Source organism: Roseovarius sp. (assembly GCF_965277045.1).
In the GTDB taxonomy this organism is placed as follows: domain Bacteria; phylum Pseudomonadota; class Alphaproteobacteria; order Rhodobacterales; family Rhodobacteraceae; genus Roseovarius.
The window spans coordinates 945,411-960,155 of sequence record NZ_OZ255712.1 but is presented as its reverse complement, the minus strand read 5'-3'; the positions used below and the strand labels follow the sequence as shown (position 1 = coordinate 960,155).

General features: G+C 66.4%; 13 protein-coding genes. 6 read left to right on the top strand and 7 right to left on the bottom strand.

Annotation, left to right across the window (positions count from 1 at the left end):
- Window positions 1-133: 133 nt before the first annotated feature.
- Window positions 134-349 carry a hypothetical protein gene (locus ACQY4V_RS04695; protein WP_152491976.1) on the top strand — a complete coding sequence of 72 codons (216 nt, stop codon included), beginning with the start codon at window positions 134-136 and terminating at the stop codon, window positions 347-349.
- On the opposite strand, the gene ACQY4V_RS04690 is transcribed toward ACQY4V_RS04695, so the two are convergent.
- The 7 genes from ACQY4V_RS04690 to ACQY4V_RS04660 all read right to left on the bottom strand — a co-directional run bounded on the left by ACQY4V_RS04690 (window position 346) and on the right by ACQY4V_RS04660 (window position 9,173).
- Window positions 346-2,385: an enoyl-CoA hydratase-related protein gene (locus tag ACQY4V_RS04690; protein WP_428515737.1), complete on the bottom strand. Its 2,040-nt coding sequence runs from the start codon at window positions 2,383-2,385 to the stop codon at window positions 346-348. The genes ACQY4V_RS04695 and ACQY4V_RS04690 overlap by 4 nt on opposite strands.
- Window positions 2,386-2,478: 93 nt before the next feature.
- Window positions 2,479-2,688 carry a hypothetical protein gene (locus ACQY4V_RS04685; RefSeq protein ID WP_152491974.1) on the bottom strand — a complete coding sequence of 70 codons (210 nt, stop codon included), beginning with the start codon at window positions 2,686-2,688 and terminating at the stop codon, window positions 2,479-2,481.
- 310 nt (window positions 2,689-2,998) lie between these two features.
- Complete coding sequence (locus ACQY4V_RS04680; RefSeq protein WP_428515736.1) at window positions 2,999-4,258, bottom strand: FliM/FliN family flagellar motor switch protein; 1,260 nt, start codon at window positions 4,256-4,258, stop codon at window positions 2,999-3,001.
- Window positions 4,259-4,423: 165 nt separating this feature from the next.
- Entirely contained in the window at window positions 4,424-7,117 is a 2,694-nt protein-coding gene (locus ACQY4V_RS04675; protein WP_428515735.1) for an ATP-binding protein, read from the bottom strand.
- Window positions 7,118-7,417, bottom strand: coding sequence for a hypothetical protein (locus ACQY4V_RS04670; protein WP_428515734.1), 300 nt, complete (start codon window positions 7,415-7,417; stop codon window positions 7,118-7,120).
- Entirely contained in the window at window positions 7,414-7,782 is a 369-nt protein-coding gene (locus ACQY4V_RS04665) for a response regulator transcription factor (protein WP_152491971.1), read from the bottom strand. Before ACQY4V_RS04665 ends, ACQY4V_RS04670 begins: the two co-directional genes overlap by 4 nt.
- Window positions 7,783-7,865: 83 nt before the next feature.
- Window positions 7,866-9,173 carry a helix-turn-helix domain-containing protein gene (locus ACQY4V_RS04660; RefSeq protein ID WP_428515733.1) on the bottom strand — a complete coding sequence of 436 codons (1,308 nt, stop codon included), beginning with the start codon at window positions 9,171-9,173 and terminating at the stop codon, window positions 7,866-7,868.
- Between the two features lie 215 nt (window positions 9,174-9,388).
- Here ACQY4V_RS04660 and ACQY4V_RS04655 point away from each other — a divergent pair, with 215 nt between their 5' ends.
- The 5 genes from ACQY4V_RS04655 to ACQY4V_RS04635 all read left to right on the top strand — a co-directional run bounded on the left by ACQY4V_RS04655 (window position 9,389) and on the right by ACQY4V_RS04635 (window position 14,726).
- Window positions 9,389-10,741, top strand: coding sequence for an ABC transporter substrate-binding protein (locus ACQY4V_RS04655; protein ID WP_428515732.1), 1,353 nt, complete (start codon window positions 9,389-9,391; stop codon window positions 10,739-10,741).
- A gap of 134 nt (window positions 10,742-10,875) precedes the next feature.
- Window positions 10,876-11,907: a branched-chain amino acid ABC transporter permease gene (locus ACQY4V_RS04650; RefSeq protein ID WP_428515731.1), complete on the top strand. Its 1,032-nt coding sequence runs from the start codon at window positions 10,876-10,878 to the stop codon at window positions 11,905-11,907.
- Between the two features lie 3 nt (window positions 11,908-11,910).
- Complete coding sequence (locus ACQY4V_RS04645) at window positions 11,911-13,110, top strand: branched-chain amino acid ABC transporter permease (RefSeq protein ID WP_428515730.1); 1,200 nt, start codon at window positions 11,911-11,913, stop codon at window positions 13,108-13,110.
- Window positions 13,111-13,122: 12 nt separating this feature from the next.
- Window positions 13,123-13,878: an ABC transporter ATP-binding protein gene (locus ACQY4V_RS04640; protein ID WP_428515729.1), complete on the top strand. Its 756-nt coding sequence runs from the start codon at window positions 13,123-13,125 to the stop codon at window positions 13,876-13,878.
- A gap of 92 nt (window positions 13,879-13,970) precedes the next feature.
- Window positions 13,971-14,726, top strand: coding sequence for an ABC transporter ATP-binding protein (locus ACQY4V_RS04635; RefSeq protein ID WP_428515728.1), 756 nt, complete (start codon window positions 13,971-13,973; stop codon window positions 14,724-14,726).
- The last annotated feature ends 19 nt before the right edge of the window (window positions 14,727-14,745 follow it).

Here is a 14,745-nt window from a genome sequence, read left to right as displayed (position 1 = left end):
GTCCGGGGGATGGCCCCCTGACTACAAGCGCGCCCCCGGCCCCGCAAGCCCGTTTTCGCACCCTGCGCCTTGCGACCCGGGGCGCGATGCGCTACCCGAAAATGCACCGGCAAGACCAACGCGGAGACCCCTGATGGAAATTCTGATCTGGCTCGGAGCCGCGGTCACGCTGGCCGGCCTCGCCCTGCTGGTATGGTGCATCCTGCGCGTGGTCCGCGCCCGCCGCGCGGGCCTGTCCGATGAAGAGCTGCGCGCCGCCCTGCAGCGCATTCTGCCGGTCAACACGGGTGCCTTGTTCCTGTCGGTCATAGGCCTGATGCTGGTAATCCTCGGGATCACCCTCGGCTAGGGCCCAGCGCCGGCACCAAAAAACCGCTGACCGTACTTGACCATCTCCTCCAGCTCAACGGGCGGTGTCCACAGCGCCGGGGCAAGCGGAATGAGCGCCTTCATGGCCCGTACGTAGCGCAACAGCCCGTCCGCCTCCGCCGCCAGGATCGGACCGCCCCGCGTCGCGTCAAACCCATAGCCCCGCACCATGCACAGGTCGATATCCGAGGCGCGCGCAGCGGTATCGTCCTCCAGCATTCGCCCGGTTTCGGCCAGGATTGCGGCGTTCAGCGCAACATCCAGAGGTACGTCCGGAAGATCGGGCAGATCAAGCTGCCCCTCGCGCCATGCCCCTATCCAGTCCGCCAGCCCCGGATCGGGCACCAGCGCCTGCCCCTGCGATGCGTAAAAGCCCTGGCCGGGCGTCTTGCCGGCGGCCACGGCGTCGGCCCGGGCGTCCAGCAACGCCAGTTCCGGCACACCGCCGAAGATCCGGCGCAACCGCGCCACGGTCACGCCGATCCCGTCCACCTCGACCAGTTCCAGCGGCCCGCGCGCAAATCCGAACCTGCGCGCCGCCGCCTCGACCGCCTCCGCCGGGGCCCCGGCCCGCAGCAGCGCCAGCGCCGCCCGCTGCACCGCCCCCATCAGGCGGTGGCCAAGCATCCCGGGCCGGTCCGCACTGCGCAACACGCAGCGATCGGCCCCGGCAAAATACTGCCCCACCGTCATCACCGCGTCCGGGTCCGCGCTCTCCGGCACCGCCAGTTCCACCAACGGGCGCACATGCGCGGGGCGATAGGCGCGCAACGCCAGCACCGGAACCCGCTGCCCCAGTTGCGCCCGGCGCGATGCCGATCGGTCGCGTCCCGATACAATGCACCAGACCGCGCCCTTGCGCACCGGATATCCCCCGACATCGCCGCCACCGCCATCCAGGACCAAATCCGCCGCCATCAGGACCGCCGGATCACCGCCATGGCTCAGCCGGGCCAGCCGCGCGTCGCGCTCGGCCTCGGTCATGCGCTTGCGAACCACGGCGCCTTCATAGACCGCCCGCGCGCGTGCCGTCATCGCCTCGCCTGCCGGGCCGGCCGCCAGGATGGCCACGCGCCGGTCGTTGTCCAGCGCATGGACCGCCAGCTCCGGCAGCACCGGATCGGACCCGACCAGCACCACTGTCTTGATCTGCCGCGCCGTGCCGTGCTGCGCTTCGGGCCAGACACCGGCCCGCCGTTCCGCGGCGTAAAGATGCCGGGCCGCCCGCGCGTCGGCACGCGCCAGGCGCGCCTCGAAGGCCGCGGCCTCGAACTGCAGCCCCTGCGCATACGGCAACAGCTGCGCCGCCTCGACGCAGCGAACGATATCGGCTTCGGCGCTGTCGCGCGTGTCGATCCGTGCCGCCACCTCGGTCACGGCCCGGCGATAGGCGGCCGGATCCGAGAACCCCCGCTCTATCCGCCAGACACGCGCGAAATCCGGCGCCTGCGCAAAGCGCCGCGCGAGGCTCAGCGCGGCCTCGAGCGGCGCCTCCGTCGTCACCTCTGCGAATAGTTTGGCCAGCCGTGGCTCTTCCACCGCGACGGACCGTCCCGTCAAAAGGAATTCCAGCGCCGCCTGTGCCCCCAGCAAACGCGGCAGGCGTTGCGTGCTGCCGCCGCTCGGCATCATGCCCAGCGCGACTTCGGGCAAGGCGACGCGGCTTCCCGCCCGCGCGACCCGCGCGTGACATGCCAGCGCCAGCTCGAATGCCGCCCCCAGTGCGTTGCCGTCCAGCGCCGCGATCACGGGCTTGGAATGGGTCTCGATCCGCTGTGTCAGAACGTCGAGCCATGGGGGCGCCAACGGGCCGTCGTATTCGGCCAGGTCCACACCGGAGCTGAACGTGCCCCCGGCTCCGGTCAGAACGACCGCCCGCACCTCTGCATCTTCCGCGGCACGGCTCAGCGCGGCGGCCAGCTCCGCGCGCATCTCCGGAGACAGGGCATTCGCCTCGCCCCGCGCCAGACGCAGGACGGCGACGCCATCGGCCACCTCGTAATTCACTTCGGACACGGCTCTTTGCGCCCCGTGGCAACTTGAACATTGCCGCCACTAGACAGCGCGGCACCAGCTATATGCAAATGATTTGAGCCACTTGGACGCGGTTCAGACAGGCATATTCTCGAACTGTGCCTCAATCGCCTCATCCAGAAGCGTCTCGTTCAGACGTTGCATGGCGGCGGGCACCGGCTCTCCGGCGTGGCGCATCTGCCCCAGAAGCCCTGCCAGGCGCGGCTGCAGACGGTACCGTTCACCTTCGCTCAGATCCAGGATCTGACGGTGCAATTGCTTGATCTCCTGAGATAACTTTGTCATGGCAACTCCTCCCAGTGGCGGCCTGCCGCGTCCGGTCGAAGTGACCGCAGGCCTCGCGCCACAACCGTAGCATGAACCGTCACCTCAATAGAAGCATGCCGACGCACGAAAAGCCGGTTTTCCCCGGTCTCGGCCCGATCCCGCTCACGTTTTGGGCGCAGGCGCGCACGGTCGGGCCGTGCATCGGCCCTCAGCCTCATCCTGCAAGGGGTCCGGGCCGCGTCCGTCCATTGGCGCGGTGCTTTGCATCCGTCACGGTCGGCGGGCCTGCGACCGGCCCCAAAACGCCGCCTGCACAGCGTCGAGGGCCTCAGGTCACCGGCGCGCCAAGGCTCGGTCCGCCCGGCATCGGCAGATCGTCGTCTTCTCCCTCGACCTCGAACCGCGCAGCGGCGCGGGCCAGCTCTTCCTCGACCAGGGCGTCCAGTGCGCCGTCCTCCTCGCCATGCTCCGACCGGGCGTCATCAATACCCGGCAACTCCGGCAGGTCGCTCTCACCTTCGCCAAGGTCCGGCAGGTCATCCAGGTCCTGCAGGCCAGGCAGATCGGGCAGATCCGTCAGGTCCGACAATGCGGGCGCGTCTGAATAGTCCGGCTGATCCGACCCGGCCGCGCCCTCTCCACTCGATCGACCGCCAGCCTCCTGCATGGCGGAGCCACCGGACCCATCGCCGCGCTCGGTGCTGTCATCCCCGGGTTCGGATTTCAGCACCATGCGCACGGCGCGGAACCCGTTGAGCTGCCCCAGCGCCGCCGGCGCCACCTTGTGCCCTTTCGCCCCGATCACCCGTGCGCCGGTCACGGTCTCCGGCGAAAGCTTCAAAAGCGTTCCCGGCGCCCAGCCGCAAATCTCGTTCAACGGCAGGCGCAGCGGGGCCAGGACCGCGTCCAGCATCACCGGCGCGTTCATCGCGTTCTCTTCCAGCTTGCGGGCCAGCGTGGTGCCGTCATTCGTCTCTGCCTCCGGCTCGGGCGGGCGCTCGGGCAGGATCAGTTCCATCACGCCGGTCTTCGCCCCCGGCCCGAAATCCACGTTCAGACGGTAAAGGTCATAGTCCGGCGCCCAGAGCGCCAGCGCCAGGGCACGCCCGTTCTCCAGCCGGTCGCCAAAGCGGAAGCGCGCCGCCCGCGGCATCCGATCGCACGCATCCACCTGATCGGCATACCCTTCCAGGACCGCGTTCATCAAAGGCTGGACGATCGCCGCATCGGTCGGGGTGAAAGGGCGCGGTTTCGCCGCGCCTTGCCGGACTTCCCCCATCAGCTGAACCTCGATCAGCGCCATCACGAACTGCAGGTCCAGCTTGATCGCCCCGGGCGGACCGTCCAGGCCATCCAGCAGGATCAGCAGGCTGTCCTCGCCGGCGACGGATTCGATCCCGGTCAGCGCCACGCCTTCATGCTCGACCATCCGCACGACAAGCGACAGCTCGAACTGCGCCGAGGCCGCCTTGGCCAAGGCCAGCCGCAACGCCTTGGACGGCGACATTTCACGCGCGTCGAATTCGTCGCGGGCCACCTTGGCCTTGCGATGGATGACAGATGCACTCTCCGCGGGCTCTGCGCTCATGACCAGTCGCGTTCCTTCCTGTGGTGTCGCGCGTATCGCCGTCATACCGCGCCGGTCAGGCCACGCCTGCCGTCCGGCCCCGGTGATCGGCGGCAGCTAAGCGCAAGAAGGTTACGATAGGATTGATATCCGCCCGCAGGTTCCGCGAAAAAACGTGCCGGCCGCCTATTGCGCCGCCTGGGCCGCGGCGCCCTCCGCCATCGGCAGATAGACCCGGAACGCGCCGCCATCCTGCCCGGGCAGGTATTCGATGCCCCCGCCCAGCCGCGCCATGATCTCGCGGCAAATCGCCAGCCCAAGGCCAGCGCCTCCCGCCTTGGTCTCGCTGACCCGCGCGAACTTCTCGAAGATCGTCCCCTGCTGGTCTGTGGGGATGCCGCTGCCATTGTCGATGAAATCCACGAACAGCGTTTCGTTGCGCTCGGCCACGCGGATGTCCAGCCGCGGGACGTCGGCATCGCAATATTTCCGCGCGTTCGACATGAGGTTGATGAACACCTGCGCCAGCCGGTCCGTATCGGTGTGCACTCGCACCCGGTCTGCTTCGGCATCGCGGTGCATCACCATGCCGCTGTCGGTCAGGCCCGCCGCCACCGCCGCCCGGTCCAGCAGGGGACCAAGCTCGCCGTCTTCGAGGCTCAGGACGATCTGCGCGTTCTCCAGCACGCTCAGGTCCAGCAGGTCGTCCAGCAGCCGCGTCAGCCGGATCGCCTCGTCGTGGATGATCGAGGCATAGCGCCGCTGTTCGGCCTCCGGCATGTCGCCCCCGTCGCGCAGGATTTCCGAGAACGCCCGGATCGACGTCATCGGCGTGCGCAACTCGTGGCTGATCTGGCTCAGGAAAGCGTCCTTCTGCACCGAAATCTGGGTCAGCTTCTCGTTCACCTGCCGCAGCTGCCGCGCGGTCCGGGCCTGTTCCTCGGTCTTCATCTCCAGCTGGCTGGAATATTCCATGATCTGCGCGGTCTCGTCCGCCACCGCCATCAGGTCCTGGACCGACACGCTGGCGCCACCGACGATCTGGCTGATCATCGCATGCGCCGTCGCGGCGCCCACCGAGCCCGCCAATGACCGTTCCAGCCGGCTCAGGAAATCCGGCGTCGGTTCCGGCAGATAGCCGCCGACCCCCTGCTCGCGCGCGGCCTCGGCGAACAGCGCCTGCGCCTCCTTAGCGCCCATGATCCGCTGCGCCATGATCATCAGGTCCTCGCTCTGCGCCAGCCCCCCGGTCCAGCCGCCCGACGTGGCGGAATGCTCGAACACGTTGACGAACTGGGCGCCCTGAAGCCGCTCCACCGGCTGCGGGAAGCTGACCAGCGACACGACGACGAAAACAACGATGTTCAGCGACAGGCTCCACATGAACGCATGCACCACCGGGTCCATGCCGGCGGCCCAGAACAGCGCCTGCGGCCGTAGCCACGACAGCCCCATCATCCCGTCGTCCAGAACCGCTTGCGGCATCACGGCCGACGCGCCGAAGCTGGGCAGGAACAGGCTGTACATCCAGATCGCGAAGCCCACCGACAGCCCGGCCAGCGCCCCGCGCCGGTTGGCACCCCGCCAGAACAACCCGCCCAGCAACGCCGGCAGGAACTGCGCCACGCCGACGAACGAGATCAGGCCGATGGCCGCCAGCGCCGTTCCGCCGCCCGACACCCGGAAATAGAGATAGCCCAGGAACAGGATCACGCCGATCGACAACCGCCGCGCGCGGATCGCCACCTGCCGCACGTCGCCCGAAATGACGGCACTTCCGCCGGACATCCACAGCCAGACCGGCATCACCACGTGGTTCGATACCATTGTCGACAGGGCAATCGCGGCCACGATCACCATCGAGGTGGCGCTGCTGAACCCCCCCAGAAAGGACAGCACCGCCAGACCTTCCTGCCCGTTCTCCAACGGCAGCGTCAGCACGAACAGGTCCGGGTTGGCACCGGCGGGGCTCAGGTCCAGCCCCACCGCCGCGATGGGCACCACGAAAAGGCTCATCAGCATGACGTAGGTCGGAAACGCCCAGGACGCAGTGCGCAGATGCTCCTCGTCCTCGTTTTCCACCACCATCACCTGGAACATCCGCGGCAGGCACATGAACGCCGCCGCCGAGAGCAGCGTCAGCCCCACCCAGCGGCTTCCGGGGACGTCCCAGCGGGCGATGGCGCTCTGGTCGATTCGCGCCAGGGTCTCGTCAACGCCTCCCGCAAGGCCCCAGACCACGAAGATGCCCACCGCCAGCAGCGCGCACAGCTTCACGACCGCCTCCAGCGCGATGGCCATGACCAGACCGTGATGCCGCTCGTTGGCATCGAGGTTGCGCGTCCCGAACAGGATGGTGAACACCACCAGCCCCACCGCGACCCACAGCGCCGTCGCCGTCTCGCTGATCTCCCCGGTGTGGGTCGGATCGGCGGCGGCGAAGGCCGCGAAGGAAATCGTCACCGACTGAAGCTGCAGCGCGATATAGGGCGTGGTGCCGATGACGGCGAGGACGGTCACGAACACCGCCAGCGCGTTCGACTTGCCGAACCGGCTGGAAATCAGGTCGGCGATCGAGGTGATCCGCTGGCTGCGCCCCACCCGCACCATCTTGCGCAGGGTCCACCACCAGCCCACCATCACCAATGTCGGTCCCAGGTAGATCGTCAGGTATTCCAGCCCTGACCGCGCGGCGAACCCCACCGCCCCGTAAAACGTCCAGGCGGTGCAGTATATGGACAGCGACAGCGTGTAGACGATGGGCGAGCGCAGCCAGGTTCCCCGGCCCCGCGCGGCGGCGCGGTCGGCGGCGAAGGCCACGCAGAACAGCAGCGCCACGTACAGCAGGCTGACCAGGACAATGACGTTCAGCGCGCCCATTCACCCCTCCCGGGACGGGCGCACCTGATGTTCCGACGCGGTGCCGGCCCCGAGCGCGTCCGGCGCATCCGCCGGGGACAGCCGCCGCGAGACGATCCAGCCCAGGCCGATCAGAAGAACCCAGCACAGGAAGATGTAGAACATCACGGCGACCGTGCGTGCGCCCTCGCCCGACTTCCACAAGAGCGGCAGCACGAACATGCCCGCCCCCAGCACCGGCAAGAGCCGGGCCGCATCCATCATCCGGCGCTGAAAATAGGCCCGCCGCGCCAGGAATATCGGTCCGCCGTCACGGCTCATGACGGCACCAGGGCGCGCACCGCGTCCAAAACCTCGGCATTGGAAAAGGGCTTGGTCATGTAGCGGTCCGCGCCCGCGCGCTTCGCCATTTCCACGTCCTTGGCCTGCCCGCGGGCGGACAGCATCAGAACCGGCAGCCGCTCGAACCGCGCCTCGGCGCGGATCTCGGACAGGATGTCGAAGCCGCTCTTGCCCGGCAGCATCACGTCCAGGATCACCACGTCCGGCTCTCTCGCGCGCACCGCCTCCATCGCGTTCTGGCCGTTGGCATGGGTCTTCACCTCCCAGCCGTCACGCGACAGGATAAAGCTCACGGCCTCGATGATGTTCTGCTCGTCCTCGATCAGAAGCACGGTCTTGCCCATCTAACCGGCCTCCCCTCCGATCAATTTCGTCTCCCGTCCGACGACTATTGCGAAACTCGTGTCGCCTGTCAAAAGGTCATCACTCAGAACGCGTCCCGCAGGACCGACCCCTCGCGCCGCGCCGCGCAGCCCGCGATCGGACAGATCCGGCAGGTCACCCCCACAGGCCGCGCCTGCGCCCGGTCCGTCCCCCGTGGCTCGGGAAGGATCAGCATGTAGGCCCGCATCAACGGCGGGGAGGCAAAGCTGGCAGGCACCGTCTCCTCGGCCACGGCCATCGCGCGCACGCGCAGGTCGCCCTGCAGAAGCGCCGCCTGCACCGGCCGGCCGGGCTGGCCCAGAACCTCGTAGAGAGGCCAAAGCGCACAGCCCGCCCCGCTGCGCGGCGTGGTGAACCCCATGACCGTCTTGCGCAGGATCAACGCGCCCGCCCCGTCGACCACGATCAGGCCCACGGGCCCGACCATGTCCTCGGGCAGCGTGGCCAGGCGGCGGAAAACCTGCGCCAGGCTCGTCCCAGTGGCGTGCGCAATCGCATCCGGTGCCAGCCCATGCGCGTCCAGCGCGGTCTGCATGTCGTCGCGCGGCAAGGCGCGGGCGTCCTCCAGGTACTGCGTCAGCGCCGCGCGCGACAGGGCCCGCGCGGCCCGGTTCTCGACCTGCCCCAGCATAGACTCGATCCGCGACTCGGCGCCCCATCCCTCGAGCTGCGGAAAGTGAAACCCGTGCCGTTCCAGAAAGGCGTGCATCTCGTCCTGCGGCGAGGTCACTTCCGCCCCGGCCTCGGGCGCGGCCTCCAGGTAGCGCATCAGCGCCTCGGCGCCCTCGGCCAGGCGCGCACCGTCCTCGTTGATGTTGCGGTGAAAACGCATCTGCCATTCCGGCTCCAGCTCGCGCGTCTCCGCCAGGATCGACGCGGTCGAGCGGATAGATGTCACCGCCGAAATGACCTCGTGCAGCGTGGCCGACAGTTCCGGGTCGTGCGCCAGCCGTTCGCTCAGCGCCTTGACGGTTCTCTCCAGCGCATCGCGTTTCCGGCCCAGATCGGCCAGCCGCCCGGCCCAGCCCGGAAACCGCCCGACGAATTCCTCAATCCGGTCCAGCTCGGGCGCGGCATGTGCCAGATCATCGTCGGCCTCCGCGTCTCCCGCCGCCTCCTGCAAGGCCGCCAGGAGTTCGGATTCCACGCCCTCGGTCAGAGTCGCGGGCTCCACGCCCAACGCCTCGGCGATCTGCAACAGCGTGCGACCTCCGATTCGACGCCGGTTGTGCTCGATCAGGTTGAGATAGCTGGGCGATATTCCGGCCGCCTCGGCCAGCTCGGCCTGCTTCAGCCCGGCCACCAGCCGCCGCTGCCTTATGCGTGTTCCAGCCATCCCTGGCTCGGCCATGTCCGATTCCTCTTTAATTCAATCGTTTCCGCGACGGCTGAAAAGTAATTTACAGATTTCTGCGCTGCGTTGAAGATTCTATTTACAAAAAAAACGTTTGCGGAAAGGCCCTTGTTGAACGGTTTTCAGCTGCCTCCAATAATGCCGATAGCACGTTTGTGCGTCCGGCCGGGCCTGAGGAGCCCCGGCCGCGAAAAACTCTAGGGAGGGATTCAATGTCCAAAACTGACCTCACGCGCCGTGGTCTGCTGAAAACCAGCGCCATTGCCGGCGCCGGCGTCGCGCTGCCGACCATCTTCACGGCAAGCTCCGCCGCGGCCTTTACCAACGAACCCACAGGCGACACCGTCAAGCTGGGCTTCAACGTGCCCCAATCCGGCCCCTACGCCGATGAGGGCGCCGACGAACTGCGCGCCTACGAACTGGCTGTCGAGCACCTGAACGGCGGCGGCGACGGCGGCATGATGAGCACCTTCTCGTCCAACGCCCTGCAAGGCAACGGCATCCTGGGCAAGAAAGTCGAATACGTCACCGGCGACACCCAGACCAAGGCCGACGCGGCCCGCGCCTCGGCCAAGTCGATGATCGAGAAAGACGGCGCCGTTATGGTGACCGGCGGGTCGTCCTCGGGCGTGGCCGTGGCCGTTCAGGCGCTCTGCCAGGAGGCCGGCATCATCTTCATGGCAGGTCTCACCCACTCCAACGACACCACCGGCAAGGACCGCAAGGCCAACGGTTTCCGCCACTTCTTCAATTCCTACATGTCGGGCGCCGCGCTGGCGCCGGTGCTGGCCGCCAACTACGGCACCGACCGCAAGGCCTATCACCTGACCGCCGACTACAACTGGGGCTATACCACCGAGGAAGCCGTGCGCGCCTCGACCGAGGCCATGGGCTGGGAAACCGTCGCCGCGGTGAAGACGCCGCTGACCCAGACGGACTTTTCGTCCTACATCGCGCCGGTGCTGCAATCGGGCGCCGACGTGCTGGTGCTGAACCACTACGGCGGGAACATGGTGAACTCGCTGACCAACGCTGTTCAGTTCGGCCTGCGTGAAAAGCAGGTGAACGGCAAGAACTTCGAAATCGTCGTTCCGCTCTACAGCCGCCTGATGGCCAAGGGCGCCGGTGCCAACGTGAAGGGCATCTTCGGTTCCACCAACTGGCACTGGTCGCTGCAGGACGAAGGCTCCAAGGCGTTCGTCAAATCCTTTGGCACCAAGTACGGCTTCCCGCCGTCCCAGGCCGCGCATACCTGCTACGTCCAGGCGATGCTCTATGCCGATGCCGTGGAACGCGCCGGGTCGTTCAACCCCTGCGCCGTGGCCGAGGCCCTGGAAGGCTTCGAATTCGACGGCATGGGCAACGGCAAGACGCTCTACCGCGCCGAGGATCACCAGTGCTTCAAGGACGTGCTGGTCGTGCGCGGGAAAGAGAACCCCGAAAGCGAATTCGACCTGCTCGAAATCGTCGAGGTGACCCCGGTCGACCAGGTGACCTATGCCCCCGACCACCCGCAGATGGGCGGCGCAGAGGCATCCCTGGGCGAATGCAACCCGGGCGCCTGATCGCACAGATGTGAGCTGACAAAATCCGACGCGGGCGCGCTTGCCGCGCCCGCGTCCACCACCAAGCCGGACCACGCGCCCCGCGCGCGTCCGTGACCATAACCGGCATCTCTGCAAACCCGAGGGGCACTTCGATGGAAGCCATTATCCTGCAAGTTCTCAATGGCCTGGACAAAGGCTCGGCCTATGCGCTGATCGCGCTCGGCCTGACGCTGATCTTCGGCACGTTGGGCGTCGTGAACTTCGCGCATGGCGCACTGTTCATGATCGGTGCGTTCTGCGCCGTCACGCTGAGCCGCATTCTCACGCTCTCCCGCACCGTCGTCGACGAAACGCAAACCGACTTCCTCGGCAACCCGCTCGAAGTCCAGGTGCCCTACGTATACGATTGGTTCGGCCAAGCCACGGGGGACGCGATCATCGACTGGGCCGTGCCGCTCTCGATCCTTTTCGCCATTCCGGTGATGATGCTGATCGGCGTGATCATGGAACGTGGCCTGATCAAGCATTTCTACCGCCGCCCCCATGCGGACCAGATCCTGGTGACCTTCGGCCTCGCCATCGTCCTGCAGGAAATCATCAAGTTCTACTACGGCGCCAACCCGATCCCGACGCCCGCCCCGGATGCGTTCCGCGGATCGTTCGATTTCGGCGCCATGCTGGGGCTCGACCCCAACGTGGTGATCTACCCCTACTGGCGGATCATCTACTTCGTGTTCGCCGCCATCATCATCGGCGCCGTCTTCGCCTTCCTGCAATTCACCACCTTCGGGATGGTCGTCCGCGCCGGCATGGCCGACCGCGAGACCGTGCAGCTTCTGGGCATCAACATCGACCGCCGCTTCACCATCATGTTCGGCCTCGCCGCCGCCGTGGCGGGTCTTGCGGGCGTCATGTACACGCCGATCAATTCGCCCAATTACCACATGGGCATGGATTTCCTCGTGCTCAGCTTCGTGGTGGTCGTGGTCGGCGGCATGGGCTCGCTTCCGGGCGCCGTGCTGGCCGGTTTCCTTCTGGGCATTCTCGAAAGCTTCGCCTCCATGCGCGAAGTGCTCGAAGTGCTGCCCGGCATCAACCAGATCATCATCTACCTGGTTGCCATCATCATTCTGCTGACACGTCCGCGTGGCCTGATGGGCCGCAAGGGCGTGATGGAGGACTAAGCCATGCTCGGTCTCAACGCCAAAGACTTCCGCCTGCTGCTGATCGTCATCGCGATCACCCTGCTGGCCCCCTTCATCCTCAACCCGTTCCCCGAGAACTCGGGCCTGGCACAGTTCAACGCGGGCTATCCCGACCTGATGCAGCGCTTCGTGATCTACGGGATCTTCGCCATCGGCTTCAACATCCTCTTCGGCCTCACCGGGTACCTTTCCTTCGGCCACGCGGCCTTTCTCGGGGTGGGCTCCTACGCCGCGATCTGGATGATGAAGCTGGTCACGCTCAACGTGATCCCGGCGATCATCCTCGGCGTGATCGTCGCGGGCCTCTTCGCGCTCGCCGTGGGCTATATCTCGCTGCGGCGCTCGGGCATCTACTTCTCGATCCTGACCCTGGCCTTCGCGCAGATGTCCTATGCGCTGGCCTACTCGGTGCTGACCCCGATCACCGGCGGCGAAACCGGCCTTCAGATCAAGTCCACCGACAGCCCGCTCTTGTCTAACCTGGAGCCGGGCGAGATCGGCCGCGCCAATCTTTTCGGTATGGATATGCGCGCGGGTTTCGACCTGTCCTTCGGCGACTGGCTCTTTACCATCAACATGGGCTACTACATCGCGGCGGCCTTCATGATCATCGCCTTCTACCTCTCGATCCGGATCTTCCGCTCGCCCTTCGGCACGATGCTGCGGGCGGTGAAATCCAACCAGACGCGGATGTACTATACCGGCCTCAACGCGCGGCCCTACACGCTGGCGGCCTTCGTGATCTCGGGCATGTATGCCGGCCTTGCCGGCGGCCTTCTGGTGGCGATGGACACGCAGGCCGGCCCGGAACGCATGTTCTGGACCGCGAGCGGTGAGGTCGTCCTGATGACCATCCTCGGCGGCGCGGGCACCCTCATCGGCCCCGTCCTCGGCTCGGGCGCGATCAAGTACATGGAAAACATCCTGTCGAAGATCAACAAGGACATCCTGCACGAATGGTTCGCCTTCATGCCCGACGGGCTCGAGGATTTCGTCATCACCATCGTCTACCCCTTCATCGGCAAGGGCTGGCACCTGACGCTCGGCCTCATCTTCATGGCCGTGGTGATCTTCCTGCCCGGCGGCCTCGTCGAGGGCGGACAGCGGATCGGTCGTCTGCTCCGAGGCAAGAAAGCCAAGGATGACGGCGACAAGGCCACCCAATCCACACCGGCCGAATAAGGAGCGACGACAATGGGTATTCTTGAAGTCAAGAACGTCAACAAGCGCTTCGGCGGCCTTCAGGCCCTGAGCGACGTGAATCTCTCGGTGGCGGAAAACACCGTCCATGCCATCATCGGTCCCAACGGCGCGGGCAAGTCGACACTTCTGAACTGCCTCATCGGCAAGCTCATTCCCGACACCGGCTCGGTCATGTTCGACGGGCAGTCCGTGCTGGGGCGCAAGGCCTACCAGATCAACCAGATGGGCATTTCCCGCGTGTTCCAGACGCCCGAGATCTTCGGCGACCTCACGGTGCTGGAAAACATGATGATCCCGATCTTCGCGCGCCGCGACGGGGCCTTCCGGATGCACGCGCTGGAAAGCACGATGGACGAAAAGCACATCCTCGAACAGGCCGAGAACATGCTGGAAAGTCTCAATCTCGCGGATGCCCGCCACGATCACGCGGCGGCCATGTCGCGCGGCAACAAGCGGCGTCTGGAAATCGGCATGTGCCTGGCGCAGAACCCGCGCCTGCTGTTGCTGGACGAACCGACGGCCGGCATGGCCCGGGCCGACACCAACAACACGATCGACCTTCTCAAGCAGATCAAGCAAGAGCGCGACATCACCATCTGCATCATCGAGCACGACATGCACGTGGTCTTCTCGCTCGCCGAACGCATCACCGTGCTGGCACAGGGCACACCCCTGGTCGAGGACACGCCGGACAAGATCAAGGGCCACCCCAAGGTCCGCGAAGCCTATCTCGGCGAAAGCGCCTGACCGCCATTCCACCGACGCCCCGGACCTGATCCGGGGCCTCGCCCCCACCGCAAGAGGTCCCGGATCAGGTCCGGGACGGGAGGACCCGAAAAATGAACGTCAAACCCGACTTTTCCAAGCACCGCAACCACGCCGAAACCGCGCCGGCCTTTCTGTCGGTCTGGGGGATGCAGGCCTATTACGGCGAAAGCTACATCGTCCAGGACATTTCCTTCAACGTCCACGAGGGCGAGATTCTGGCGCTTCTGGGCCGCAACGGCGCGGGCAAGACCACCACGCTGCGCGCCATCGCCCGGATGGACAATCCGCAACTCGCGCATGGCGAAATCTGGCTCGACCATCAGCCGTTGCACAGCATGAAAAGTGCGCAAGCGGCCACCTGCGGCATCGGCCTCGTCCCCGAGGACCGCTGCATCATTCCCGGCCTCACCGTCGAGGAAAACCTGCAACTGGCGCAGATCACGCCGCCCATCGGCTGGTCCATCGACCGCCTCTACGAGCTTTTCCCCCGCCTGCGCGAACGCCGCAAGCAGGAAGGCGTCACCCTGTCGGGCGGCGAACAGCAGATGCTGGCCGTCGCCCGCGCGCTCGCGCGCGACATCAAGGTCCTGCTTCTGGACGAACCCTACGAGGGCCTAGCCCCCGTCATCGTCGACGAGATCGAAAAGACCCTGCGCATCATCAAGGAACAGGGCATCACCACGATCCTCGTCGAACAGAACGCTGTCCGCGCCCTTGAACTCGCCGATCGCTGCATCATCCTCGATACGGGTGGCATCGCCTTCGACGGGACAGCGTCAGAGGTGCTGGAAAACGAAAGTCTCCGCGCCGAGTATCTGGCCATCTGACGCCAACCTCCCTAGGCTG